The sequence below is a fragment of the Comamonas sp. B21-038 genome (assembly GCF_022387135.1).
GTDB classification, from domain to species: Bacteria; Pseudomonadota; Gammaproteobacteria; order Burkholderiales; family Burkholderiaceae_C; genus Comamonas; species Comamonas sediminis.
Genome location: NZ_CP092462.1, coordinates 2,558,194 through 2,579,278 on the forward strand (window position 1 = coordinate 2,558,194; position 21,085 = coordinate 2,579,278).

Annotated in this window: 17 protein-coding genes; 8 read left to right on the forward strand and 9 right to left on the reverse strand. The window is 64.1% G+C overall.

Translation table 11 applies throughout. The annotated features are described in order from the left end of the window. The first annotated feature begins 86 nt into the window (after positions 1-86). Entirely contained in the window at positions 87-578 is a 492-nt protein-coding gene (locus tag MJ205_RS11645) for a hypothetical protein (protein ID WP_239812588.1), read from the forward strand. Positions 579-909: 331 nt separating this feature from the next. On the opposite strand, the gene MJ205_RS11650 is transcribed toward MJ205_RS11645, so the two are convergent. Continuing rightward, entirely contained in the window at positions 910-4,992 is a 4,083-nt protein-coding gene (locus MJ205_RS11650) for a CheR family methyltransferase (RefSeq protein WP_239812589.1), read from the reverse strand. A 362-nt stretch (positions 4,993-5,354) separates the two neighbouring features. On the opposite strand from MJ205_RS11650, the gene MJ205_RS11655 reads away from it, so the two are divergent. Beyond that, positions 5,355-5,795, forward strand: a complete 441-nt coding sequence (locus MJ205_RS11655) for a hypothetical protein (RefSeq protein ID WP_239812590.1) — start codon at positions 5,355-5,357, stop codon at positions 5,793-5,795. A gap of 174 nt (positions 5,796-5,969) precedes the next feature. On the opposite strand, the gene MJ205_RS11660 is transcribed toward MJ205_RS11655, so the two are convergent. The 3 genes from MJ205_RS11660 to MJ205_RS11670 form a co-directional block, all read right to left on the reverse strand. After that, positions 5,970-7,562, reverse strand: a complete 1,593-nt coding sequence (locus MJ205_RS11660; RefSeq protein ID WP_239812591.1) for an aldehyde dehydrogenase (NADP(+)) — start codon at positions 7,560-7,562, stop codon at positions 5,970-5,972. Between the two features lie 133 nt (positions 7,563-7,695). Next, positions 7,696-9,027, reverse strand: a complete 1,332-nt coding sequence (locus tag MJ205_RS11665; protein WP_239812592.1) for an MFS transporter — start codon at positions 9,025-9,027, stop codon at positions 7,696-7,698. Positions 9,028-9,138: 111 nt separating this feature from the next. Next, positions 9,139-10,275: an iron-containing alcohol dehydrogenase gene (locus MJ205_RS11670; RefSeq protein WP_239812593.1), complete on the reverse strand. Its 1,137-nt coding sequence runs from the start codon at positions 10,273-10,275 to the stop codon at positions 9,139-9,141. 104 nt (positions 10,276-10,379) lie between these two features. Between MJ205_RS11670 and MJ205_RS11675 the strand changes: the two genes are divergently transcribed. The 3 genes from MJ205_RS11675 (at position 10,380) to MJ205_RS11685 (ending at position 13,203) form a co-directional block, all read left to right on the forward strand. Further along, positions 10,380-11,321, forward strand: coding sequence for a LysR family transcriptional regulator (locus MJ205_RS11675; protein ID WP_446715070.1), 942 nt, complete (start codon positions 10,380-10,382; stop codon positions 11,319-11,321). 318 nt (positions 11,322-11,639) lie between these two features. After that, the gene (locus MJ205_RS11680) at positions 11,640-12,245 is read left to right on the forward strand and encodes a nucleotidyltransferase family protein (RefSeq protein ID WP_239812594.1); all 606 of its coding nucleotides are present in this window, start codon (positions 11,640-11,642) and stop codon (positions 12,243-12,245) included. Further along, entirely contained in the window at positions 12,232-13,203 is a 972-nt protein-coding gene (locus MJ205_RS11685) for an XdhC family protein (protein WP_239812595.1), read from the forward strand. Before MJ205_RS11680 ends, MJ205_RS11685 begins: the two co-directional genes overlap by 14 nt. Before the next feature lie 68 nt (positions 13,204-13,271). Here MJ205_RS11685 and MJ205_RS11690 read toward each other — a convergent pair whose 3' ends face one another. The 5 genes from MJ205_RS11690 to MJ205_RS11710 all read right to left on the reverse strand — a co-directional run bounded on the left by MJ205_RS11690 (position 13,272) and on the right by MJ205_RS11710 (position 18,941). Further along, positions 13,272-15,458 (reverse strand): xanthine dehydrogenase family protein molybdopterin-binding subunit, encoded by a 2,187-nt coding sequence (locus MJ205_RS11690; protein ID WP_239812596.1) that lies wholly within the window; start codon positions 15,456-15,458, stop codon positions 13,272-13,274. A gap of 18 nt (positions 15,459-15,476) precedes the next feature. Next, a complete protein-coding gene (locus MJ205_RS11695) occupies positions 15,477-16,469 on the reverse strand; it encodes an FAD binding domain-containing protein (protein ID WP_239812597.1) in 993 nt (330 codons plus the stop codon). Next, the gene (locus MJ205_RS11700; RefSeq protein WP_239812598.1) at positions 16,456-17,277 is read right to left on the reverse strand and encodes a 2Fe-2S iron-sulfur cluster-binding protein; all 822 of its coding nucleotides are present in this window, start codon (positions 17,275-17,277) and stop codon (positions 16,456-16,458) included. The genes MJ205_RS11695 and MJ205_RS11700 overlap by 14 nt, the downstream gene beginning before the upstream one ends. A gap of 634 nt (positions 17,278-17,911) precedes the next feature. Beyond that, the gene (locus tag MJ205_RS11705) at positions 17,912-18,313 is read right to left on the reverse strand and encodes a BLUF domain-containing protein (RefSeq protein ID WP_239812599.1); all 402 of its coding nucleotides are present in this window, start codon (positions 18,311-18,313) and stop codon (positions 17,912-17,914) included. A gap of 211 nt (positions 18,314-18,524) precedes the next feature. Continuing rightward, positions 18,525-18,941 carry a hypothetical protein gene (locus tag MJ205_RS11710; RefSeq protein ID WP_239812600.1) on the reverse strand — a complete coding sequence of 139 codons (417 nt, stop codon included), beginning with the start codon at positions 18,939-18,941 and terminating at the stop codon, positions 18,525-18,527. Positions 18,942-19,130: 189 nt separating this feature from the next. On the opposite strand from MJ205_RS11710, the gene MJ205_RS11715 reads away from it, so the two are divergent. The 3 genes from MJ205_RS11715 (at position 19,131) to MJ205_RS11725 (ending at position 21,075) form a co-directional block, all read left to right on the forward strand. Beyond that, positions 19,131-19,352, forward strand: a complete 222-nt coding sequence (locus MJ205_RS11715) for a hypothetical protein (protein ID WP_239812601.1) — start codon at positions 19,131-19,133, stop codon at positions 19,350-19,352. A gap of 272 nt (positions 19,353-19,624) precedes the next feature. Next, entirely contained in the window at positions 19,625-19,939 is a 315-nt protein-coding gene (locus MJ205_RS11720) for a VOC family protein (RefSeq protein ID WP_239812602.1), read from the forward strand. Then, a complete protein-coding gene (locus MJ205_RS11725; protein WP_239812603.1) occupies positions 19,936-21,075 on the forward strand; it encodes a M14 family metallopeptidase in 1,140 nt (379 codons plus the stop codon). Before MJ205_RS11720 ends, MJ205_RS11725 begins: the two co-directional genes overlap by 4 nt. Positions 21,076-21,085: the final 10 nt, after the last annotated feature.

The following is a 21,085-nucleotide window of genomic DNA, read 5'->3' on the forward strand; positions in this document are numbered from 1 at the left end:
CACCGTTAAGATAAGACCCAAGCACGCAAGACTGTATGAATATACAGTAAAATTCTGCCCTTGATAGTTTTCACAAAGGCCCAAAAATGTCTGAAGAGCTCCAACAAGAAGCTGCCTCCGTCTTCGAAGACTGCCTTTGGCATCACAACGGCTGGGAGGCCCGCGTCATCAAGAATGAAGACGACGATGGCTGGGCGGTTGCCATGACCCAGGACGGCCAGGCCGAGCCCAGCCTGGTGGGGCCATGGACGATGGGCCGCGACAAGAAAAATCCCAAGCCGCTTGACGTTTCTGCCTTCAACACCCTCGTCAAGACTGCCCACGAAGTCATGCGGCGGCATGAGCAGCACCTGGCGGCCCAGTTGCACAAGGACATCCAGATCGTGGTGAATGGATCGCGCGTGACCGTCTCTCTCGATATTGAGCCCGACGAGGACAATCCCTCCGCGACCCTCACCGCCACCGCAGAGGATGGCAGCGCGTTGGCCAAGGCCCGCGTCAGGCCGGACCATAGCCTTAGCCGAGCGTCTGCGCAACGTTGGGCCGAAGCAGGCTATCCGCGTCCCGGCGAGGACTGAGCTTCAGGCCGCGCTGGCCCAATTTGGCACGCCGGAAGAAATCGCTGCGACGTTGCTGCGCCTGGCGGCCATGGAGTCCGGGTTCATTGTGGGGACGGCGTTTTTTGCGGATGGGGGATGGGCCAGATGTGAAGCTGGGCCGATGGCGGCGGCAAGTCTACTAGTTCCCGGCGACTCTTGCCTGCTTTGGCACAGCTTCGTCTCCACCGCATGGTTTGTGTCGGACAGCTTCCCTAGAGCCGCCCAGCATTTCGTCATCACCCACAGGCCAGGTCAGCAGCCCAAGCCACGAGGAGCCGCCTGTGCCCAGCTTGCAACTGCGTTGCTGATCTCAGCGCGCCCGCTCCAGCAACATGCCGATGGCGGTCACCAGCACCTGGATCGTGATAGGCTTTTTCAGGTGAAGGTCGAACCCCGCCTGCAGCGACAGTTGCTCATCTTCCGGCCGCCCGAAGCCGCTGACCGCGATGGCCGCTGCATTGGCCGTGCCCGGCAAGTGTTTGAGCTCCCTGAGCATATGGCGCCCGTCCATGACGGGCATCGCAATATCGGAAACGATCACGTCAAAATCGGACTGCTGGGCATGCGCAATGGCTTGGCTGGCATCTCCCGCCTTGGTTACCGCAAAACCACTGTCTTCCAGCAGCAGTGATGTCAGCTCCAGCGCATCTTCGTCATCATCGACCAGCAGCACGCGCACGCCCTGCGACGGCAGCCCACCGGGCTTTCCGGGCTGCGGGCTGCCCCTGGAGCCGACCAGCAAGGGCAGACGCAGGGTAAAACAGGCACCTTGGTCAAGCCCGGAGGAAGTCACACCCACCTCACCGCCATGCAGCTCTACAAGACTCTTGACGAGCGCAAGCCCAATCCCCAGCCCTTCGGACTTGCGGGTGTAGGCGCTGCCATCTTCCTGCATGAACATGTCAAAGACATACGGGAGAAACTGCGGCGCAATGCCCTTGCCGCTGTCCGCCACCGAGATGGAAGCCCAGCCATCGCTCTCGCCCACCGCCACCTTGACCGTGCCTCCAGGCGGCGTGAACTTGACTGCGTTGCTCACCAGGTTCCAGATGACTTGCTCTATGCGAATAGGGTCGGCTTCGATGGTGACATCGTCTCCGCTGCAGCTCACCGAAATCTGCTTGGTGCGTGCATGGACCTGGATCGCTTCAATGATGCGATCAATCAATGGCCGAACGGCGAAGGTGCTTGGCTGCAATGCCAGTTTTCCGGTGTTCAGGCGCGACAGGTCGAGCAGGTCATCAATGATGCGTGCCTGCGAGCGCACCGTGCGCTTGATGTTTTCAGCGGCCCGGATCAGCGGAGCAGCGGACTGGATCTGCTCGGCGCGGCTGAGCACCTCGGCGTTCAAGAGCATCAGGTTCAGCGGCCCCTTGAGCTCATGGGACATCACCGCCAGAAACTCGCTGCCCGCCGCGGTAGCGGATTCCAGGCGCTTGCGCACCTGCTGCTCGGCACGCAGCAGATCGGCCTGCTGCTTCTCCAAGCGTTGCCGCTCAGTCAGATCGCGCGCAATCTTTGCGAACGCATGGGTGGTGCCTTCAAAAAAGCAGCTGGTGATTCCGCTGCAGTAAAAACGCGAACCATCCTTGCGCAGATGCCAACGCTCATCCAGAGCGCGGCCCTCTGCAAGGGCCTGGCGCAGCTCTTCTTCGGGTTGACCGGCCTGGCGGTCTTCAGGTGAAAACAGCATGCGGAAATGCTGGTCCAGCACTTCCAGCTCGGTGTAGCCGAACATCAGCTCGGCGCCTCGGTTCCAGCCCGTGATGGCGCCTGCACTGTCCATGGTGACCATCGCATAGTCACGCGTGGTCTCTGCCACCATGCGCAGGCGCTCGTCCCGAACGCGTACGGCCTCCTGCGCCTGGCGGCGCTCGGTTACGTCAATGAAGTTGAGCACGGCGCCATTGATACGGTTTTCGCTGGTGCGGTAGACCGAGACACGCATCAGGTACCAGCGGCCATCTGCCGAAGCCAGCTCGCGCTCGATCGGGCTCAGGGTGGCGATCACATGCTGCACATCTTCGCTCAGCCCCTCATGCTTGAGGCGGTGGGTGAGGTCCAGCAAGGACCGCCCGACATCCGACGACAGAACGCTGAACACCGAGCTTGCCAGCGGTGTGAATCCTTTGATGCGGAGATCGCGGTCTACGAACAGCGTGGCGATGTTCATCGACGCGATCAGATTGCTCAGATCGTCATTGACCCGGTCCGCCTCCTCCACCTTGTGCTTGAGCTCAAAGTTGACGGTAGACAGTTCCTCATTGACCGACTGAAGTTCTTCCTTGCTGGTTTCCAGCTCTTCCGTCGTTGAACGCATTTCCTCGTTCATCGACTGCAGCTCCTCATTCGAGGCGCGCAATGCCTCGTCCGAATAGACCGATTCACCCAATGTCCCCTGCAGCTGCTGTCCCAGCCGCTGCAGCTCCCTCTCCAGGATATCCACGGCGGGATCGACGCCTTCACTGCCCATACCCAGGTCCTGATGCACCTCTTCGAACCTGATCAGCAGCTGGCCGCTGGCAGCCATTAGCGAGCCGCCATACACAGACATGCGCACCACAATCGGGCCCACTTCTCCATCGATGGTGACCGGCCGAGCAGCTGCGCTGCCGCCCTCGCGGGCCACCAGCAACAGCGCTGGACGCAGCGATGGCACGAGCTTGGGAAGCAGGGATTCCATCAGCCCTTGCGAGGGCTGGCCCTCGGCATAGCGCAAATAATGGCTCGCACCCTTGCTGGTGTGCAGTATCTTGAATTGCGCATCGACAAAAATGCTGACGCCAGCATGGACTTGCAAAAAACGCTGGTGCAGATCAGCAATCGGAGATGACTGCGATTCCAGCTCAGGCACGGGTGCGGTAGGGATCGAGACCGTGCGCAGCGGCAGCAACTCGCGGCGCTGAGCCGCCAATGGGGTGGCGCGGTAGATGCGGTGCTTCTTGTCCACCACCGCAAAGTGGTTGGGCATGGCGTCTGCCGTTTCCGCCGAGCCCAAGATGAGCAGCCCGCCCGGATTCAATGCAAAGTGGAAGACCTTGAGCACCTCAATCTGGATGGAACGGTCCAGGTAGATCAGCAGATTGCGGCATGAAATGATGTCGACCCGCGAGAAAGGCGCATCGCGCAACACGTTGTGGCGGGTGAACAGGATCTGCTCGCGCAGTGCCTTCTTGACACGCAGGCCGTTGTCAGTGGGCTCCAGATACCGACGCAAACGTGTCGCAGAGATATCGTGGGCGGCGCCCGATGGATAGTGGCCCGTACGCGCGCGGGCCAAGGCCCGCTCGTCGATGTCCGATGCGAATATCTGTGCACTCACGCTCTTCATCTCGGCCACGTGGTCGTTGAGCATCATGGCCACCGAGTAAGCCTCCTCACCGGTCGCGCAACCTACCACCCAAGCTCTGGCTTGCTCCGGACGCTGCTTGGCAAGCAACTGCCCGTAGAGCTGGTCGAGCATGTCAAAGGCTTCGCGGTCGCGAAAGAAGCTGGTCACGCTGATCAGCATGTCCTGCAGCAGCGGGCTGGTTTCTTGCGGATGGCTGACCAGGTATTCGCGGTAATGCTGCAGACTGGGCTGACGGGTGATCTGCATCCTTCGCTGCAGCCGTCGCAGTACCGTCCCCAGCTTGTAGTGGTGAAAATCATTCTGCGTACGTTGCAACAGAATATCGAGAACGTCGCGGATGGCTCTCTGCGCCATCTCGTCCTCGATCTCTGCAGAAGACGATGCCTCAGGCTGCGGCTCCGGTACCTGGGGCAGCAGCATGGTGCGGGCGTTTTGCCACAAGTCCACCAGCTTCTGGCCCATCTCGTGCACCGGCAGTATGAAGTCGGCCAGGCCCGTTTCCACAGCCGCATTGGGCATGCTGGAGTGCTCTGCGTCCGAAGGCTTCTGCACCATCGTGACGCCACCTTCCTGCTTGATCTCGGCAAGGCCCACGGAGCCGTCACTGCCGCCACCCGACAGCACCAGCGCAATCGCCCGCTCACGATGCGCGATGGCGAGCGTGCGGAAAAACACATCGATGGTCACCAGGGCACCGCGGGGACGCTGGCCCGGCTCGACGACCAGGTGGCTGTCATCCATCTGCAGCTGAGAGCCCGGTGCTATCACATAGACATGGTCCGCTTCGATGGCAGTCGTCTCTCTGACCTGGACGACCTTCATCGGCGTTGCGTGCTGAAATATCTTCGGCGCGTGGCTCTCGTGGCTGGACGACAGGTGCAGCACCACCACAAAAGCCATGCCACTGTCGCGCGGTACATGCTCAAGCAGGCGAATGACGGCCGAAATGCCCCCCGCCGAAGCGCCAATGCCCACCACGGGAAATGGCAGTGTTGACAACTGGATGGTTTTACCCTGCGGGCTGGTCTTGTGTTCGCTCATGATGCGTCCCTCTGAAGCCCGCCCAGGACCGACCTGGTAGTGAGTCCAACGCTAAGCGAGATATTGTTGCCCGAATCGGCGAAGGAACATTATGGGCGATATACCGTTACAGCCCGCCTGAGATTGCGCCTGAATTGCGTACCTTTCTTGTGCCAAAGCGTCAAGACAGAGGCTTTCGCCATAGTGTCAGGATCGTGCTAGTCACCTACAGCGCGGCCTGTTTGGCGTGTGCATGGTCGGCAACCACCCCGCCCTGGCCCCTTCGCGCCGATTCACCGTGCATTCAGGCAAAATTCAGCCGATCGAGGCAGCCTGGGCTCAGGTCTGCCGGTATGCCCACCTTGAAGAATGGAACAACACCAATGGCACTGACGAAAAAGGGCGATTTCATGTACGGGACGACGTCCGGCGACACCCAGGCCGAGCTGCGCAGCTACAGCGTTGCGAATGGCTATGAGGCCACCCGGTTTGCCTCGTCCAAATGCGATTGCGGCTGCCGTACTTTTGCGCTGCAGACCGATGAAGAAGCCGGCGTGGCCATCCGCACCTGCAGCGACTGCGGGCAGGAACACCTGATGGGCGACAGCGCGGACTACCTGGAAGAAGCCACCCCCGAGGGGCATGCCTGCGTGTGTGAGAACGAGGTGTTCGAGCTAGTGTCCGGCGTCTCCGTGTACAAGGGCACACATGACGTGCGCTGGTACTACATCGCTTGCCACTGCGTGGAATGCAATCTGGTGGGCGTCTTCGCGGACTGGAAGTGCGAAGCGGGTGACGCGGCGGCCTTTCTCGCCAAGGTATAAGCGCGCGCCAGGTGGTGGCGGCAGCGTGCGCGCCACCAAAAACAGGCGCTCCAGCGCAGCAAGACGGGCACCGGTGATGCGCGCTACCTCCACCCAGAGAGCCAGGCGCCCCATTGCGGTGGAACGCCTGGCTTGCTACTCAAAAAAGCCCTTGCAGCGCGCTGGCACCCAACCTCAGCCCACCGCCCCCTGGCTGGGCTGCCCATCCACCAACCGCCACAGCCCCAGCGCATTGCCATTCTGCAAAGCCACGGGCCGCAGCGCATCGGGCAGGTCCTGGTAGCAGACCGGGCGCAGGAAGCGGTCGATCGCACTCGCGCCGACGGAGGTGTACATGGCGTTGGAGGTGGCGGGGAACGGGCCGCCGTGGACCATCGCGTGGCTCACTTCGACGCCGGTGGGGAAGCCATTGACGAGGATGCGGCCACACTTGCGCTCCAGCACCGGCAGCAGCGCGCGGGCGCCGTCGTGGTCGCCCTGCTCCAGGTGCAAGGTGGCGGTGAGCTGGCCTTCCAGGTGCTGGGCGACCTGCAGCAACTCCTCCACGCTGCTGGCTTTGACGACGATGGAAGCCGGGCCAAACATTTCTGACTGCAAGGCCTCGTTCGCCAACCAGGTCTGGGCGCTGGTCACATACAGCGCGGCCTGGGCTGCGTTGGCATGGTCAGCGGCCACGCCAGCGGCCAGCTGCTCCACGCCAGCGGCGGCTTGCAGCTGCGCACGGCCGGCCTCATAGGCCTGGTGGATGCCGGCGGTCAGCATGGTTTGTGCGCCCTTGGCGCGGATAGCGGTGGCTGCCGCGCTGATAAAGGTGCTGAGCGCAGGGCTGTCGATGGCCAGCACCAGGCCGGGGTTGGTGCAGAACTGCCCTGCCCCCATCGCCAGCGAATCGGCAAAGCCCTGGGCCAGCGCCTCGGGCCGCGCAGCCAGCGCCTGGGGCAGCAAGAAGACGGGGTTGATGCTGCTCATCTCGGCATAGACGGGGATGGGCTCCGCACGGTGGTTGGCAATGCGCAATAGCGCCAGGCCACCTTGCCGCGAGCCGGTAAAGCCAACGGCCTTGATCTCCGGGTGGGCCACCAGCGCCTCGCCCAGCCCACGGCCTGCGCCCACCAGCAGCGAGAATACGCCTTCGGGCATGCCTTGGCGCTGCGCGGCCTTTTGCACGGCCCGCGCCACCATTTCAGAGGTGCCCAGATGCGCGCTGTGCGCCTTCACAATCACCGGCGCGCCAGCGGCCAGTGCCGATGCGGTGTCACCCCCAGCCACCGAGAATGCCAGCGGAAAATTGCTGGCACCAAACACTGCCACCGGGCCCAGCGGGATCTTGGCCAGGCGCAGATCGGCACGCGGCAGCGGCTGGCGATCGGGCTGGGCGGTGTCGATGGTGGCGCGCAGAAAATGCCCGTCGCGCACCACCTGGGCAAACAGGCGCAACTGGCCCACGGTGCGGCCGCGCTCGCCCGTCAGCCGGGCAATCGGCAGACCGCTTTCCGCATGGGCGCGCTCGATCAGCGCATCGCCCAGTTGCAGGATTTCTTCGGCAATCGCCTCCAAAAAGGCCGCGCGCTGCGCCAGCGGCAGATGGCGATACGGGTCGAAGGCAGCAGCGGCCAGGCGGGCCGCCCGCTCGACCTCGTGGTCGCCACCCAGGCCAAACTCGGGCTCGGCAATGGGGGCGTTCAGTGTGGGGTTGAAGGCGCGTTGGCTGCCGCTGGTGCCGCGCACTGTGCGGTAGCCAATGACCATGTCTCCAGTGATCTGCATGGAGGATTTCCTCAAGAAGTTGCGTTGGGGGAAAAGATGAAGGGGACGCGCGAAGGCCGCCAGGAAGGGCAAGACCTGCCGCAGGCCAGCAGCGCTGCGGCAGGTCCGGCCGCTCAGGCCAGCATTCCGGCCATCACTCGTCCAGCGGCAGGCCGCTGCGGTCGCGGGCAATGCCGACGGCGACGATGGAGACCAGCGCACAGAGCACCAGGAAGACCACCACCGGCACATAACTGCCGCTGTAGTAGGCGATCAGCGCGGTGGCGATCAGTGGCATCGGGCCGCCCACCAGGGCTGCACCAATCTGGTAGCCCAGCGACATGCCGGTGTAGCGGATGTCCGGCGGGAAGGCCTCGGCCAGCAGGGTGCCGATCATCGCGCCATAGCTGGACCAGATGATGCCCAGACCCACGCCGACGGCCAGCGCCGCTGCCCCGACGGATTTCTGGTCGAGCAGCCAGAAGTACGGGAAGATCCAGAGCATGAACGCGATGCTGCCGCCAATGAAGACCTTCTTGCGGCCGATCTTGTCCGACAGGTGCCCGAAGCACAGCATGCAGGGGAAGGCGACCAGCGCGCAGACCAGCACGATATTGAGAATCGTCGCGCGGGCAAAGCCGTGGTCCATCATGTACGAGATGGTGAAGGTGGCGTAGAGGAAGAAGGTCGAGGTCTCCACCACCTTGGCGCCGATGGCGATCAGCACTTCCCGCCAGTGGAACTGCAGGGTCTGCTTGATCGGAATCGGCGCGCTGCTGCGGCTGGCCTGGATTTTCTTGAACGAGGGCGTCTCACCCACCGCATTGCGGATCCACATGCCGACCATCACCAGCACAATGGAGCCGACAAAAGGAATGCGCCAGCCCCAGGAGAGGAAGGCCTCTTCGCTCATGCTTGCGCTCAGCAGCGAGGTGATGATGTTGCCCAGCGCCAGGCCCAGCACCGCGCCGGTCTGCGGCACGGCGCCGTAGAAACCGCGCTTCTTGCGGGGCGAATACTCGACCGCCAGCAGCACGCCGCCGCCCCACTCGCCGCCCAGCGCCAGGCCTTGCAGCAGGCGCAATACCGTCAGCAGGATGGGCGCCAGTATCCCAATCTGCGCGTAATTGGGCAGCAGGCCCATCAGCACGGTCGACAGGCCCATCATCGACAGGGTCATCGCCAAGGTCTTCTTGCGGCCAATGCGGTCGCCGATGTGCGAGAAGATCACGCCGCCAATCGGGCGGATCAGGAAGGCCAGCGCAAACGTGGCCAGCGACAGCATCTGGCTGACCAGCGCGTTGTCGCTGGGGAAAAACTGCTTGGCAAAAATGATGGACGACATGGTTCCGTAGAGGAAGTAGTCGTACCACTCGATGGTGCTGCCCACGGCGCTGCCAATCAGCGCGCGCTTGCGTTCCGCATCCGGAACCATGGTTTCCTTGTCGGCCATCGTGGCCGTGTGATTCAGAGAGCTGCTGCTCATGTCTCCACCTCGGGTTGTTGATTTATGAATGTCTGCCTGTGCGCAAGCCTGCGGCCTGCCAGCCGTCGCGGCGGCGGCCGGGCTTGCGTCTGTTTTGTAGAAGGTGCCGGATTACATCGACTGGCGCAGCATCTCGACGTAGTCGTCTGCGCTGGCCTCGCGCGGGTTGGTGCGGTGGCTGTGGTCGGCCAGCGCGCCCTTCACAATGCGCTCAAACAGGTCTTCGCTCACGCCCAGCTCGGCCAGGCCCGTGGGCAGCTGCAGTGCGCGGGATTTGGTGACCAGGGCTTCCTCCACCGAAACGCCCTCGGGCAGACCCATGGCCTGCGCCAGGCGCGCGATCTTGTCGTCGCGCACCACCGACTCTGCGCCCCGGTTGAAGCGGATCACCGCCGGCAGCAGGATGGCGTTGAGCGTGCCGTGGTGCAGCTTGGGGTTGATGCCGCCCAGCGAATGGCTGAGGCTGTGCACGCAGCCCAGGCCCTTCTGGAAGGCGAGCGCACCTTGCAGCGAGGCACTCATCATGTTGCTGCGCGCCTCCACATCGGCGGGATCGCGGAAGGCCACCTCGATATGGCGCCAGGCGCGCCACAGGCCATCGAGCGCAATGCCATCGGCCGGCGGGTTGAAGGCAGGCGCCAGAAAGGTCTCGATGCAGTGCGCAATCGCATCCATGCCGGTGGCGGCTGTCAGGCCCGCCGGCAGGCCCAGGGTCAGGTTGGGGTCGCAGATGGCGACCTTGGGAATCACATGGGGCGAGAGGATGCCGACCTTGCGGCCATCGTCCAGGATGATGATGGCGCCACGCCCTACTTCGCTGCCGGTGCCCGCCGTGGTGGGCACGGCGATGAGGGGCAAGGTGGCGGCGGTGATCTTCAGCGCACCGCCCTCGATCAGCGCAAACTGGCGCAGCGGGCCTTCATGGCGGGCCGATACTGCCACCGCCTTGGCCAGGTCAATCGACGAGCCGCCACCCACGGCGATGATGCCGTCGCAGTCGCTGCCATTCAGCGCCTCGACGCCGGCGCGCACGGCCGTCTCCGACGGATTGGGCGGTGTGCCGTTGAACAGGCTGAACCGGGCAGCGCCCAGCGCCTGCTTGACCTGGTCGATGATGCCAGCGGCCTCCACCCCTTTGTCGGTCACGATCAAAGGATTGGTAATACCCAGCTTCTCGCACACTTCCTTCAGTTCCGCCAGCACACCGGCGCCAAAGCGCACTTCGGTCACATAGTTGATCAGAGCCATAACGTTTTACCAGTTATATCCATTGCTATCAGAAGGCCCGAAGTCTAGGCAGCACGGCCCATTCGGTACACTGACGACTTCCCATACCGATATAACTTTTATTCATGGCCAGCGGCATCCCCAGCCTCAATTCCGTCATGTCGCGTCTGCATGCCAAGCAGCTGCGCCTGCTCATCGCCATCGAGGAAAGCGGCTCCCTGCTTGGCGCCGCGGACAAAGTCGGCCTCACGCAGCCGGGCGCCAGCAAGGCGCTGCGCGAGCTGGAGTCGACGTTGCAGGTGGACCTGTTCGAACGCACAAACCGAGGGTTAATCCCGACGGAGGCCGGGCACTGCGCGCTGCGTTTCGCCCGCCTGATCCAGTCGGACATCAACCAGCTGCGCTTTGAGCTCGATGCCATCGCCAGCGGCGTCGGCGGCCACCTGGCCATCGGCACCATCATGGGCGCGGTGCCGCTGCTGTCCGATGCGCTGTCGAACGTGCTGGCGCGCCAGCCGCATATGTCGGTGGAGATCATCGAGGACACCAGCGAGACCTTGCTGGGCATGATCGAGCGCGGCCAGATCCATGCGGCGATCTGCCGCTCCTCGGTCAGCCGCACGCCCGAGGTCTATGACTCCCTGTTCATCAAGCAGGAGTCGCTGTCGGTGATTGCCAGCGTGCGCCACCCTGCCATGGGCGCCAAGGCCGTGCAATTGCAAGACCTGCAGGACAGCCGCTGGCTGGTGTACCGCGCCCGCATGCCGATGCGCCGTTTGCTGGAGCGCGAGTTCCAGGAAGCGGGACTCCATTTCCCCTCGCACCTGATCGAGACCACTTCGGCGCTGGCCACCGTCACGATGCTCGGGCGCAACAACGACCTGGTGGCCCTGGTCTCCGACGACATCGCGACCTACTTCTCGCGCAACGGCCTGGTCGGCATCATCGATCTGACCCTCCAATCGCGCAGCGAGCCCTATGAGCTGGTGCTGCGCAAGGGCGCGCCCCGCAGCGCTGCACTGGGGCTGCTGGTGGATGCGCTGTGCGGGGGCACGCCAGCAATGTGAAGAGCGGAGCGCGTTTGGGCTGAACAAGGCCGCCAAGCGATCACGCCACTGTCCATCTGGTCTGACAGACACTGCCTCGGTTCGGGACATCACCGGCTGATGAGCACTTCATACACTTATTAGCTTCACAAATGAGTTCCCGCGATCGCTTCCATCAGAATCGAGCGGGAGAACCACCTGGGGCACAGCATGGATCGTGTGCCCTCCGCACGAAAGTTTTGCCTGTGCTCCAGCCACCATTCAACGCCCAGCCCCACACCGGCAGGCAGCCGGTCAGCCTGCCGCCTGTGCAAGGCAACAATTCCGAGGTCTAGCCAGATGTTGCAAGCTTTCAGCCCTACCGTCCTGGTCCTGGCCGCGGGCCACGGCCGGCGCTTTGCGCGCTCGGGCGGTACAACCTACAAGCTCGACGCGATGCTGGGAGATGGGACGGTGCTGGCGCAGGTGCTGCGCAGCGTTATGGCATCCGGTCTGCCCTGCCATGTGGTTCGCCGTGCCGAGGGTGTTTCATCCTCCGGGATGGACGGTATGGGCTATTCGATTGCCCGGGGCGTGGCGGCGACGGCAGACGCCGATGGCTGGCTTGTCCTGCCTGGCGACCTGCCGTTGGTGCGCTGGCAGAGCCTGACAGCGGTAGCGCAAAGCCTGGCCACGCATGCGGTGGTGGTGCCGCAATGTGGCGATCAACAGGGCCACCCGGTGGGTTTTGGCAGAACTTGCCGTGAGGCATTGCTGCAGCTGCAGGGCGACACAGGGGCCAGCGCCATTGTGCGTGCCCATCGGCAAGCGGGAACGGCCCACAGCTTGCTGCTGGACGATCCTGGCATCGCCATCGATATCGACACCTGCGATGACCTGGCGCGGGCACAGGCGCTGCTGGCCAGCGGAGCTTTTGCACAGGGGGCCAGCGATGGAAAACGTTGATGCGCGGGTGCTGCGCTGCGCGCGCGGCTGGCTGGCCAGCGGCTACCGCGTCATGCTGGTGACCGTCGTCAAGACCTGGGGATCGTCCCCCCGCCCCATCGGCTCGATGATGGCGCTGCGCGAAGACGGTCCCTGCATCGGCTCGGTGTCCGGCGGTTGCATTGAGGACGACCTGGTGCACCGCTACACCAGCGCCTATGGCGCCAGTCCCCTGCCGCAGTCCACACCGGAGCTGGTGCGTTATGGCATCACCGCCGACGAGGCCCACCGCTTTGGCCTGCCCTGTGGCGGCACCTTGGAATTGCTGCTGGAGTTTGCGCCGGCGCCAGCGGTGATGGATGAGCTGGTGCAGCGCCTGGAGGCAGGTCAGCTGGTGCAGCGCACGGTCGATTGCCAATCCGGGCGTGTCAGCCTGGCAGATGCCTCGGCACCTGAGGCGGTGCAATTTGATGGTGCCAGGCTCTCAGTCACCCTGGGGCCCCAGTACCGCATGCTGCTGATCGGCGCGGGCGCACTGGCAGAGTATGTGGCCGTGATGGCGCTGTTCAACCACTTCGAGGTGACTGTCTGCGATCCGCGCATGGAGCACCGCGACACCTGGTCGGTGGCAGGCGCCCAGCTCAGCACCGAGATGCCGGACGACGCCGTGCGCCGCATGAAGCCGGACGCGCGCAGCTGCATCCTGGCGTTGAGCCATGACCCCAAGCTCGATGACCTGGCGCTGCTGGAAGCACTGCACAGCCCGGCTTTCTTTGTCGGTGCAATAGGATCGCGGCGCAACGCCGACAGCCGCAAGCAACGCTTTATCGAGCACTTTGACGAGACGGAGCAATCGCTGCAGCGGCTGCATTCGCCAGTGGGCCTGCCTATTGGCAGCAAGACCCCGGCCGAGATCGCGGTGAGCGCGATGGCCGAAGTGCTGGCCGTGAAGAACAGCATTCTGCAACCCCGCCGCTGACCGTATCCGGCGGCGAGCGGATGGACTGCAGCGGACCGGTGCGCGGCCCGCTGCCTTACACGTTGCACTTACAGCAGCTTGTCCGGGGTGATCGGAAGACTGCGGATGCGCTTGCCGGTGGCATGGTAGACGGCATTGGCGATGGCCGCCGGAATGCCGACCATGCCCAGCTCGCCCATGCCCTTGACCCCCAGCGGATTGACGATGGTGTCGTCCTCCTCGACAAACACGGTCTCGATCGCATGGATATCGGCATTGACCGGCACATGGTAGTGCTGCAAATTGGCATTCATGAAACGCCCGGTGCGGTGGTCCACCTCGGTGCCCTCTTCGAGCGCCATCCCGATGCCCCACACCACTCCCCCAATCTCCTGGCTGTGCGAGGCGAGCGGATTGAGGATCTTGCCGCAGGCAGTGATCTCGATCACGCGGGTGACCTGGACCGTCCCCAGATCGGGGTCTACCTTGACCTCGACAAACTGTGCGCCATGGGCGAGCGAGGCATATTTGTCACGCTCGGGCGATGGGGTTGATTGGTAGACCTCGGTGATCTCGTCCGTGCCGGTGCTGCGCATGAGCCCGGCAATATCCACCCCGCGCGCCGTATCGCTCTTGCGCTGCAAGCGGCCATCGAGCATCTCCACATCGTCAGCACTGGCGCCTTGCAATGGCGAGTGGGCATCGCGCTGGGCCAGCGCCAGCAGCTTGGCGGTGATGGCCAGGGCCGCGCCGCGCACCGCCGAGCCGACGCTGGAGGTGGTCCAGGACCCGCCTTGCGCAGGCGCCTTCGGCTGGCGCGTGTCGCCCAGCTCAAAGCTCACCTGGTCCAGCTGCAGGCCCAGAAACTCGGCCGCAATCATCGTCATCACGGTGTAGGTGCCCGGGCCAATGTCGCTGGTGGCACTCGAGACGGTCGCCGTCCCATCCGGCCGGAACGTGATCTTGGCGCTTGCAGGCATCTGCATGGCTCCCCACACGCTCGATGCCATGCCCCAGCCCACCAGCAGCTTGCCGTCGCGCATCGACCGCGGCTCAGGCTTGCGGTTTTTCCAGCCGAACTTCTCGGCCCCCAGTCGGTAGCACTCGCGCAGCGCCTTGCTGGAGAAAGGCTTGCCACTCTCGGGATCCACCTCGGCATAGTTGACCAGGCGCAGCTCCATCGGATCCATCTTCAGCGCATAGGCCAGCTCGTCCATCGCGCTCTCCAGCGCAAACATACCGCTCACTGCGCCGGGTGCACGCATCCAGGTGGGGGTGGCCAGGTCGGTGGCGGCCACCTTCAGCGGCATGTTCAGGTTCTCGCAGGCATAAACCTGCTTGAGAAATCCGGTCGTGTTGTCCGAGAAGGTCTCGAACGACGAGGTGTTGTGGAAAGCCTCCTGCACCATCGCCTGCAGCTTGCCATGGGCGTCTGCGCCCAGCCTGACCTTCTGGATCGTCTGCGGCCGGTAGCCATGCGCGGTGAACATCTGCGCGCGCGTCAGCACCAGCTTGACCGGACGCTTGAGCTCGCGGGCGGCCATCGCCGTCAGCGAGGGATAGTAGTTGGGCTTGAGCGAGGAGCCAAAGGCGCCGCCGACAAAGGGCGACACCACACGGATGTTCTCCGCCGGCACGCCCAGGCCTTCGGCCAGGTGCTTTTGCACGCCATAGACCTCCTGGGTCTTGTCAAAGACCGTGAGCTTGTCGCCCTCCCACAGTGCGATCGCGGCATGCGGCTCGATCGGGTTGTGGTGGTTGATGGGGATGTGGTACTCGGCGTCCACCTTGACGGCCGCTGCTTGCAGTGCCTTGTCAGGGTCACCGCGTGGGGGCGTGTTGTCAGACGAGGGCTTGGCCTTGTCCAGCACCGCCTCCAACGCCGTGGTATGGGCCTCGCTCTGGTAGCTGGCCTTGACCAGACGCGCCGCATGGCGCGCCTGCTCGTAGCTTTCCGCGACCACCAACGCTATCGGCTGGCCGTTGAAAAACACCCGGTCCGATTGCAGCGGCCAGGCCCATTGCGGCTCTGCGTCGGCAGCCGGCGCTTTGCCCAGCCGCCCGGCATTGAGATGGGTGAACACGCGCACCACGCCGGCCGCCTGCTCGGCCTCGCGGGTGTCGATGGCCGTGATGCGCCCTTTGGCCACCGTGCTCAGCACGACAAAGCCATAGGCGACATGCGGCACCCGGAATTCAGCCGTGTACTTGGCCTTGCCAGTGACCTTGGCCACCCCGTCCACGCGGGTGGTCCCTTTACCTAGATAACGTGCCATGGTGATCCTCCTTCGCCGTCAAACCCATTGGGCGGCACGCATCAGCGCCCGTACCACGGAACGTTGGCCCAGCTCCACCTTGTAGCCGTTATGGGCCAGCGGCCTGGCACCGCTCAGCGCCGCTTGGGCGGCCTTGGCGAAAACTGCCTCGTCGGCACGCTGGCCCACCAGGGCCGCCTCGGCCTCGGCACTGCGCCAGGGCTTGTGGGCAACACCGCCCAGTACCACGCGCGCCTGGCGGATGGTGCCCCCTTCCAGTTGCAGCGCTGCTGCCACGGACACCATCGCAAAGGCGTAGGAGCTGCGGTCGCGCACTTTCAAATAGTGGCAATGCCTGGCAAATTCCGCAGACGCAACGGGCAGCTCGATGGCCACGATGAGGTCGCCATGCGCCAGGTTGGTATCGCGCTGCGGCGTATCGCCGGGCAAACGGTGGAGATCGGCAATCGGAACCAGCCGCTCGCGCCCGTCCGTGGCCCGCACGCGCACGCTGGCATCGAGGGCATACAGCGCGTTGGCCATATCGCCCGGGTAGGTGGCGACGCAGGCATCGCTCCAGCCGAACACCGCATGGATCTTGTTCAGCCCTTCGCGCGCACCGCAGCCGGTGCCGGGCTCGCGCTTGTTGCAGGGCGAGGCAGTGTCATAAAAATAATTGCAGCGCGTGCGCTGCAGCAAATTGCCGCCATTGGTCGCCATGTTGCGCAACTGCCCCGAGGCGCCTGCGACGATGGCCTGGGTCAGCAGCGGATAGTTCTCGCGCACCAGGGGATGGTTGGCGGTCTCGGTGTTGGTGGCCAACGCGCCCAGCGACAGTCCCGCGCGGCTGCGCTGGATCTGCCGCAGCGGCAGTTGGCGGATGTCGACCAGGCGCGTGGGCCGCTCGATATCCTCCTTCATCAGATCGACAAGGTTGGAGCCGCCAGCGAGAAACTGGGCGCCTGGCACGCCACCGATGGCCGAGGCGGCAGATGCGGCATCGGACACCCGGAGATATTCAAATGGTCGCATGGCCATCCTCCTTGCGGTCGGACGCGATCTGCGTCTGGGTGGCGTAGCCCCAGGTCTGGGCCGCTTGCCGCCCTGAATGGACATCCTGCACGGCCGCCACCATGCCCGGGTAGGCACCGCAGCGGCAGATGTTGCCACTCATGCGTTCCTTGATTTCTTCGTCCGTCAGGCGAGTGGTAGTTTTGCGCACGTCGCCCGTGACATGGCTGACATGGCCGCGCTGGGCCTCGTCGAGCATACCGATGGCCGAGCAGATCTGTCCCGGGGTGCAGTAGCCACACTGAAAGCCGTCGTGCTTGATAAAGGCCGCTTGCACCGGGTGCAGCTGCTCGCCCTGGGCCAGGCCCTCGATGGTGGTCACCTCGCGCCCTTCCAGCGTCGCCGCCAGGGTCAGGCAGGACAGCACGCGCTGGCCGTCCACCAGTACCGTGCAGGCGCCGCACTGCCCCTGGTCGCAGCCCTTCTTGGAGCCCGTCAACGCCAGATGCTCACGCAACGCGTCCAGCAACACCACGCGCGAGTCGAGCTCAAGCGTCTGCGCTGTGCCGTTGACCTGGAAAGCCACCTTCACCACGTTCTGCGCATTGGTGGGCGCCACCGCCGCACCGTGGGGCAGCGGCATCTGCGCCAGCGCCGCCTCCTGCGCCAGCAGATCAGCGGCAAACAGGCCCACACTGCCGGCAGCCGAGTGGATCATGAAGCTGCGCCGTGCCTGGCCTACGCCCTGGAGTTGCGGCATTGCTTGGAGCAAGGCCGCCTCGTCAGCGCTCAGCCTTGCCGGAAAATCAGCATCGTCGGAATGTGTCATCGTGGGTTCCTTGGTGGCGCGCCGGAAAAAGGCGCATGCAATGGGACAGCGCTGACCAGGCCAGGCCGTTCGAGGCGACGCATGGGGCTTGGCATGCAACGGAGCAGTGGGTCGCGGAGGCCATAGCGGCGCTCTCCAGCTTTCCAGCATGTCCCGCCTGGCGCTGCGCGGTGCCGTGGCCCGGCCCGGGACCTGTTGCACCGCACGCCAGTACATCCTAGTGCCGGTAGCGGAAAACGCAGGTGGGACTGCAACCCCGTTTGTCCGAAGGGCTGGTCGTACAAACTGCGGGCGACACGAACGAGGATGGGCGAGGCGGCCGGAGCCTAAGCGCAAGCATGCCGGGGTTCACACCCGGCCGCATCTGGCCGGCCCCTTCAGCGCTGGCGGCAAGACTGTGCTGGGCTAGGGCGCTGCAGGCGCCGCGCCCGCCCCCGGATGCGCATCCAGTGGACATGGCAGCACGGCGGCAGAGGGCCTGCCTGCGCTGTTGTCACCACCAACCAGGCGGTGACGGCGCAATGTATGGCGGCTGCGCCATCGTGGGAGGAAAGTTGAGCGGATCGCTGATCGGGGGATCAGGATGCACCGGGACAGCAGCACCGAGGGTGCCATCGCTGCTGCTGTCAACGGGTTACAAACGGTCCAATTCCGCCACGGCGGACGTAAACAGGTCCAGCGCCGCATCCCCATCAATGGTGGCCATCAGGTCGATGTCCAGCTCTTCCAGGCTGACATCGCTGTAACCCATCGACCATGTCGCATAGCGGCGCTCTTCCAGTGCGCTGCCTGCATTCAGTTGCAGAAAGTCCGTATGCCGGCGGTCCCGGACAAGATTGCGTACGAGTGCATCGATTTCGCTACCGGGCCCTTCGATGTACTGGGTGAATCGCTCACCATCGAACACCAGGATGCCGGTGATGCCGTGCAGCGCATTGAATTCCCGCGCTACCTTCACAATGGCGCCCACTTCGGTGGGATCGCAATCGGGAGCCAGCCGACTTGAATAGAGGAAGTAACCCAACAGTGTCGACATGGTGGCGCCTTTCAAGAATATTGACCCACTGTAAACCCTTATTCAATAGACCTTTGCTTTTTTGCAGCTTATTTGGTGAAGTAGCGCAATGACTGCCCACAAAATCCGGGCCGGCAGACAGTAGTCGTGCGGGGGTTCGGCAGTGCAGCAGCTACGGGACGCCCTGGGCCGCGTGCCACCGGCCTGGTTCGGCCGACGGCCACTGTCCGCCTCATGCCATCAGAACGGATTGCGCGCAGCGGCGGCCCAAGAACGGTGCCAGGATCACGCCAGGATGCGCCACCAATGCAAACAGCCCGTCGATCCCCTCCACATAGCCGCACAGCGGCCGGTCGTCGAACGTCATCGGGCGCTGGGCAGCGCCTTCGGACCGCAGAGGTGGTGCCTTCGCGAGCCCCAACAGCTGAGCGACCTGGTGGCCCGTGCGGGCGGCAAGCGCGGGCAAGCCGGCTTCACCCGCGCGCGGATAGTCCGCGGCCGAACCAGGCCGGAGGCAAGCGGCTGCGGGCTGTGCTTTGCGGTCAGCGATACCGGAACAGGCATTGACCTGGACCGGGGCATTGGTATTTTTTGGCGCCTTCCAGCAAATGCAGAAGGAAAACGGCAGCACCGGTTTGGGGCTGTTCATTGCACAACGCATTGTCTCGGCGATCGGGGCTCCCTGAGAGTCACGAGCACCGCGGGCGCAGGAACGACGTTTTCGTTCAGCTTTCTTGCACCGCTAACCGAGGGCCCCTGGGCAGAGTGGCCCGTTCTGGCACGAACACCGATGCAGCCTGCCAAGCAGACGGGAGATGCTGCACCAACCCTGAACGCCATGCCGGCAGACCAGGCTTTGGAGGAACTCACCCATCTGGCGCTTCAGGGCCGCCTGACCGATATGGAGCGCTGGATCGACGTCCAAAGCGCCTCGGGCGATAGCGCACCCTTCTTCGCTGCGCTCCGCGATCTGCTGGAACGGTTTGATTTTTCTGCCATCCAGCAGCTGACATCCCACCGGGCTGCTGGCAGCGCCGTGAATGGCCAGGGTGTGGGCTGATCCGACGAGGCTGCGAGGCGGCGCTCCAAGCCGTCTGAATGGGCGGCAGCAACTGCCGGGAAACCGGCTTGGGGCAGCAACCCGCTTGAGTCTGCCAACGCCACGGGTCCATGCAACACCTCGCCGATTACCCCGCTTCATGCCGAGCGGGAGAGAGTGAAGACAGTGACGGCCGACCCAAATTCCGCATACCAATATTAAGAAATCTTCGTAGACGCACATCAGCGCTGCATGCGAACCTTGCCCCCTTTCAAGCAAGCAAGGAACCTTTGATGTCACTGCCTTCCGTGACCGGGCTGGTCCATTCCATTGTCCGCGTCAACGATCTGCAAGCCGCCACCGCGTCGTACCAGAAGCTGGGTTTTTCACTTGCGCCCCAGGGGCGCCACCACACCGGAACCACCAACCAAACGCTGATCCTCGATGCCAACTACATCGAGCTGCTGAACTTTGCGCCCGGCCAGCGTGCCACGTCGCTTTTCAACGATTTCGCCGACACCGATGAAGGCCCGGTGGCGGTGGCGCTGCAAACCACTGGTATCGCGGCCGGCAGCTTGCAAGCCTTCGGGCAGGAGAAACAAATATGAGCACCGCGTCTACGGTAGAGGCTCCAGTGCCCGACACCATTCCGGAATACTGGCAGGCTTTCTCGCGCGACTACGCCGATGCGCGCCTGCGCTTCATCACGCAAGCCCAATCGGTCGGCGCGTCGGTACACAGCTACACGCACCCCGACAAGACGACGCCCGATGGCCAGCCGCTGCGCATCGATGTCGCCCGGCTCGGCCCTGCGGATGCAACGCGCACCTTGCTGCTCATCAGCGGCACGCACGGCCTCGAAGGTGCTGCGGGTTCGGCCGCGCAGATCGGCTGGCTGGCCACCGGCAGCGCCCGCGCGTTGCCGGCGGACACCAACGTGGTGCTGATCCACGCGATCAATCCCTACGGCTGGTCGCACCAGACACGCACAACGGAAAACAACGTCGACCTGAACCGCAACTTTGTCGACCACAGCAAGCCGTATCCGCCCAACGATGCCTACGATCTTCTGCACCCGCACCTGGTGCCGGCGCAGTGGACGCAGGCCGGGCTGGCAGCCGCAACAGCAGCGGTCGATGCCTTCCGCAAGGAGCACGGTGCAGACGCCACCTTCAACGCCACTGCCAGCGGTCAATACAAGTATCCGCAAGGGCTGGTCTATGGCGGAGAGCAGCGTGAGTGGTCGAACCTGACACTGGAAACCATCCTGCGCGAGCACCTGGCGCAGTCGCAAAAAGTGGCGCTGATCGACTGGCACACCGGCATTGGTGAATACGGCGAGCCTTTCTTCCTGTGCTTCAACGAAGAAGGCAGCGAAGAGCAGCAACAAGCCGCCAGCTGGTGGGGCAAGGAGCGCGTGCTCGACCAGCGTCCGCACGGCTTGGCGCGCCCCAACTACCAAGGCCTGGTATTCCGTGGTGTCGAGCAGTTCCTGCCGGGCCGCCAGGTGGCCGGCGCCGTCGTCGAATTCGGCACACGCGGCCGCCAGGTCGGCGAAGCGCTGCGGCTGGACCAATGGCTGCGCTTCAAGAGCAGCCAGGCAGCGGACGCCACCCGCGACGACATCCTTCGCCATGACCTGATCGACGCATTCGTTCCTTATGCCAGCGGCTGGCGCCAGTCGGTGCTGAGCCACGGCATTCACATCACGGAGCAGGCCTTGCAAGGTCTGGCCTCCTGGTAATTTTTTGATG

Bases quoted from the DNA above. Each gene is read 5' to 3' on its own strand.
- MJ205_RS11645 (WP_239812588.1), top strand. From the start codon at position 87: ATGTCTGAAGAGCTCCAACAAGAAGCTGCCTCCGTCTTCGAAGACTGC.
- MJ205_RS11650 (WP_239812589.1), bottom strand. From the start codon at position 4,992: ATGAGCGAACACAAGACCAGCCCGCAGGGTAAAACCATCCAGTTGTCA.
- MJ205_RS11655 (WP_239812590.1), top strand. From the start codon at position 5,355: ATGGCACTGACGAAAAAGGGCGATTTCATGTACGGGACGACGTCCGGC.
- MJ205_RS11660 (WP_239812591.1), bottom strand. From the start codon at position 7,562: ATGCAGATCACTGGAGACATGGTCATTGGCTACCGCACAGTGCGCGGC.
- MJ205_RS11665 (WP_239812592.1), bottom strand. From the start codon at position 9,027: ATGAGCAGCAGCTCTCTGAATCACACGGCCACGATGGCCGACAAGGAA.
- MJ205_RS11670 (WP_239812593.1), bottom strand. From the start codon at position 10,275: ATGGCTCTGATCAACTATGTGACCGAAGTGCGCTTTGGCGCCGGTGTG.
- MJ205_RS11675 (WP_446715070.1), top strand. From the start codon at position 10,380: ATGGCCAGCGGCATCCCCAGCCTCAATTCCGTCATGTCGCGTCTGCAT.
- MJ205_RS11680 (WP_239812594.1), top strand. From the start codon at position 11,640: ATGTTGCAAGCTTTCAGCCCTACCGTCCTGGTCCTGGCCGCGGGCCAC.
- MJ205_RS11685 (WP_239812595.1), top strand. From the start codon at position 12,232: ATGGAAAACGTTGATGCGCGGGTGCTGCGCTGCGCGCGCGGCTGGCTG.
- MJ205_RS11690 (WP_239812596.1), bottom strand. From the start codon at position 15,458: ATGGCACGTTATCTAGGTAAAGGGACCACCCGCGTGGACGGGGTGGCC.
- MJ205_RS11695 (WP_239812597.1), bottom strand. From the start codon at position 16,469: ATGCGACCATTTGAATATCTCCGGGTGTCCGATGCCGCATCTGCCGCC.
- MJ205_RS11700 (WP_239812598.1), bottom strand. From the start codon at position 17,277: ATGACACATTCCGACGATGCTGATTTTCCGGCAAGGCTGAGCGCTGAC.
- MJ205_RS11705 (WP_239812599.1), bottom strand. From the start codon at position 18,313: ATGTCGACACTGTTGGGTTACTTCCTCTATTCAAGTCGGCTGGCTCCC.
- MJ205_RS11710 (WP_239812600.1), bottom strand. From the start codon at position 18,941: ATGAACAGCCCCAAACCGGTGCTGCCGTTTTCCTTCTGCATTTGCTGG.
- MJ205_RS11715 (WP_239812601.1), top strand. From the start codon at position 19,131: ATGCCGGCAGACCAGGCTTTGGAGGAACTCACCCATCTGGCGCTTCAG.
- MJ205_RS11720 (WP_239812602.1), top strand. From the start codon at position 19,625: ATGTCACTGCCTTCCGTGACCGGGCTGGTCCATTCCATTGTCCGCGTC.
- MJ205_RS11725 (WP_239812603.1), top strand. From the start codon at position 19,936: ATGAGCACCGCGTCTACGGTAGAGGCTCCAGTGCCCGACACCATTCCG.